The organism is Candidatus Zixiibacteriota bacterium (genome assembly GCA_022865345.1).
Lineage (GTDB): Bacteria > Zixibacteria > MSB-5A5 > MSB-5A5 > RBG-16-43-9 > RBG-16-43-9.
The window spans coordinates 1-4,023 of the sequence record JALHSU010000226.1 but is presented as its reverse complement, the minus strand read 5'-3'; the positions used below and the strand labels follow the sequence as shown (position 1 = coordinate 4,023).

General features: G+C 43.7%; 3 protein-coding genes. 1 reads left to right on the top strand and 2 read right to left on the bottom strand.

The window, feature by feature from the left end; translation table 11 throughout:
- A partial coding sequence (locus tag MUP17_10860) for a DUF2723 domain-containing protein (GenBank protein ID MCJ7459479.1) occupies window positions 1-1,192 on the bottom strand: 1,192 nt, incomplete at its 3' end.
- Window positions 1,189-2,550 carry a sigma-54 dependent transcriptional regulator gene (locus MUP17_10855; protein ID MCJ7459478.1) on the bottom strand — a complete coding sequence of 454 codons (1,362 nt, stop codon included), beginning with the start codon at window positions 2,548-2,550 and terminating at the stop codon, window positions 1,189-1,191. The genes MUP17_10860 and MUP17_10855, both read right to left, overlap by 4 nt.
- Before the next feature lie 397 nt (window positions 2,551-2,947).
- Here MUP17_10855 and MUP17_10850 point away from each other — a divergent pair.
- Window positions 2,948-4,023 (top strand): SBBP repeat-containing protein (locus tag MUP17_10850; GenBank protein MCJ7459477.1); only part of this gene is annotated, 1,076 nt, incomplete at its 3' end.

Genomic DNA, 4,023 nt, shown 5'->3' with positions numbered 1-4,023 from the left:
TTACCGGAAGTATATATCCCTGAAAATCAAGGCTGGTGGAGATAAACTCAGAGGGAAGAATGATAATAGTGGCTGAATTTCCCAGTATCAGGAGCAGAAAAAAAATAAAGAGTTTAAAATGTTTTCTTAGCAGGAAGAAAAAGCCTGTCAAACTGAGAAGAAAAGGTAAAAAGGTAAATTGTGAATAGATCATTATCCAGGCATCTTTAATTCTTTCCACCAGCGTGTAATTCAGGGTAAGTCCGATTTGCTTTACAGATTTCAAAGCCAATGCGGAGGTAACCACCTTTTCCAGACTGGCCGGATTTCCCCAATTCAAGGCTGGACTGTTGAGCGCTCTTAAAGGAAGATAAAGATAGATGCTGCAACCCAAAAGAAAGAAGATGAGAAAAGCTCCCAGGCTTTTTGGCTTTAGAAGACCGAATGTATCATAACTAACAAAAAGGTAGATGAAGGCTGGAAGAGTTGAAAGCAGGGTGACATTGTGACTTGCCATGCCCAGACCAAAGATGAAGAAGAACAGATAGAGCCAGCGAGGATTTTTCTGATGATTTTTTTCTTCCGCGATGTGATTTAACCCGCAATAAAACAGGAGAATAAAGATTAAGCCGTTTAAAGAATAAACCTCTGCCCTTATTCCCTGAATCCAGAAAGCAAAGTTTAATCCAGCGACGAAGAGGGTCATAATCAGGACGATGAAAAGCATTTTTGTATCGCCTGTAAGTCCTGAAAAGAAAGTCCGAAACAGTTTTAAAAGTAGAAGAGCAAAAAAAGACAGGCTGAGAGCCGCAAATACACCGGAGAGAAAATTCAGTTTAAAGGATAGAGAAAACAATGGCAAAAAGGAAAATAATTTGCCCACCAAAATATACAGAGGGAAACTGGGAGGATGAGGGATACCCAAAATGGCTACTGCTGCGACAAACTCCGCACTATCCCACCAGAAAACCGTGGGGCAGCAAGTCCTCCAGTATATCAAAAGAAAAAATGCGAATATAAGGACTCCCAGTATCCAGGTATTCCACTTGAAGGGCGTATCGGATGAGACCTTGGTTTCAGGCTTGATTCCGTCTGATAACTTTGTGTTCGTGTTCGCAGGTCCTGTCACTTTTCCCGAAACCGACATTTTCATTCGTACTGATCCGTGCCGGGTGCGATTTCGATTTTTAGTTCTCTCTGAGATTCTTCTCATTTCTCTTTAAGATTGTATCTCTCTATTTTGCGGTAAAGGGTTGAAGCATCTATTCCCAGTATCTGGGAAGCTTTGGTCTTCTGCCAGCCGGTCTGGTTCAAAATCCAGAAGATATAAGCTTTTTCTATCGACTCTAAGGTGGGCAGCTCTGGCTGGGAGGATTGGACCAGCCCCAGGGGTTTATTTTCTACAACATTCTGGGGGAGTGAATTCAGATCTATCGTTTTTCCCGAGGAAAGTATCACCGCCCTTTCAATGGTGTTCTCCAGCTCCCTGACGTTTCCGGGCCAGGAATAGCTGGTCAAAAGCTCCAGCGTATTCTGAGTGATTTCCTTTTCCTCGATCCCCAGTTTGTCGCAATACTTTTTTATGAAGAACTTGATTAAAAGCTCGGTGTCTCCCTTTCTTTCTCTTAAAGGCGGGATATAAATGGGAATGACGTTCAGGCGGTAATACAGGTCTGACCTGAAATTCCCTAATTTCACTTCTTCTTCTAAATTGGCATTAGTGGCAGTGATCAGTCTTACGTCGACCTCAACCGGTTTGGTACCTCCAACCGGGGTGAATTGCCTTTCTTCTAAAACCCTTAACAGCTTTACCTGAATTGCAGGAGAAGTCACCCCGATTTCATCCATAAAGAAAATTCCTCCATCTGCCACTTTAAACAGGCCGTCCTTATCCTTTATCGCTCCGGTAAAGGAGCCTTTCACATGCCCGAAAAGCTCGCTCTCTAAAAGAGCCTCTGGCAGTGTGGCACAATTGATGGTGACAAATGGTTTCCCTGCCCTGCTGCTGAGCTGATGGATAGCTTTGACCACCAGTTCCTTTCCGGTTCCGCTTTCGCCCCGGATTAAGACTGTGCTATCTGTATCCGCGATCCTCTCGACCAGTTTCTTCAGTTGAAACATCTCCGGAGAATTGCCGATCAGACTTTGCAGCCCGTATTCTTTTTTGAGCTGTCTTTTTAAATTGACATTTTCCTCAGCGATCCTCTTCTGGGTTAAAGATTTCTTAATGGCTATCTTAATCTCATCTACCTTAAAAGGTTTGGTGATATAGTCAAATGCTCCTTTTTTCAGAGCTTCAATAGCCGTGTCAACTGAAGCATAAGCTGTCATAACGATGAAGTTGATATCCGGATGAATGGACTTTGCTCTGGATAGAAGCTCCAGACCATTCATCTCCGGCATCATCAGATCTGCAATCACCAGATCATAATCCTTGCTCTTCATCTCCTCCAGAGCTTCTTTGCTGCTTACAGTGGAAGTAACGTCATATCCTTCCTTCTGCAGCATAATCTGCATAAACCGGCACATGCTCTCTTCATCATCAATTACCATTATCTTGGCGTTTTCCATTCTCTCCCCTTAAACTATAAAAACCGCGATTTGCTATTGGCTTTTCGCTTTTTGCTCTTGACTTTAGACTTTAGACTATAGCCTTAAGCCTGCCTTTATACTATCGGCAAATCAGGGCCTATCTTCATTCTGGAAAGCGAGATGTCCTAAAGTCGAGTTGTGGCTGAGACCGATTAGAATTTTCTGAAGATTCAAGAAAGGTGTGAGATGAATTAAGGTGTACCTCCATAGGTTAGAACACGACCATAAAAATCAAGGAGGGTCTACACCGAAGCAAAATCCGCTTGACTTACTGAATTTTCTGACTAATTTACTAATGTAATGCCACAATCTAAGCTCGGGGGAAGCAGAGTGGTTCTTTTGTAAATCAAACCAAACCTCTATAATGGAGGTTTCTATGTTCAAGCCTTCTTTGGTGTTTATTCTTGTCTTCCTGTTTGCTCTTCCCCTTTTCGCTCAAACTGTTGATACGGTTTGGGTAAGAGGATACAACGGTCCGTGCGACGACTATGATGAAGCTCTTGCCATAACAGTAGATGGTTCTGGCAATATCTACGTAACTGGATTGAGTAGTGGCACTGGCACGAGCCTCGACTATTGCACTATTAAGTACTGTCCGAATGGAGACACTGCCTGGGTGAGAAGATACAATGGACCAGGAAATGGCGACGATGCGGGTCTTGACATAGCGGTCGACGGGTCTGGCAATGTCTTGGTGACAGGAGTAAGTCTTAATGCCAGTCAAAGTACACCTCTTATAGCTACCATAAAGTACTATCCTAATGGAGACACTGCCTGGATAAGAACATATAATGAACCAGGTTTAAGTGAACCTTATGCGATGGCAGTAGACCGTCAACGCAATGTCTACGTGACCGGGCTGTGGACGTCCTCTGACCAGAGTTGGGACCAAGATTGTGTCACGATTAAGTATGACTCATTGGGAAACGAAGTGTGGATTAGGAAGTATAATGGAGCTAATAATCAAGACGGGGCTACTGCTATAACTGTAGATGATTACGGGAATGTCTATATTACTGGTTATAGCATAGGAAACGGAACTTCGCAGGACTACGCTACCATAAAATATTATCCAAATGGCGATACCGCCTGGGTGAGAAGATACAACGGACCTGGCAGCAGCTCTGATATTGCTTCTGCTATAGCAGTAGATGGTTCTGGCAATGTTTATGTGACAGGACTGAGTTACGGTGGTGGGTCTAACAACTATGGCTATGCCACCATAAAGTATAACTCAAATGGAAGTGAACTCTGGGTAAGAAGATACGACGGACCGGGAAACGACTGGGATGAAGCTTGGGCTATAGCAGTAGATGGTTCTGGCAATGTTTGTGTTACCGGATACAGTTACGGCAGCGGGACATCCACGGACTATGCCACCATAAAGTACTACCCCAATGGCGATACTGTCTGGGTAAGAAGATACAACGGACCTGGGAATGGCGGTGATTT

Bases quoted from the DNA above. Each gene is read 5' to 3' on its own strand.
- MUP17_10855 (MCJ7459478.1), bottom strand. From the start codon at position 2,550: ATGGAAAACGCCAAGATAATGGTAATTGATGATGAAGAGAGCATGTGC.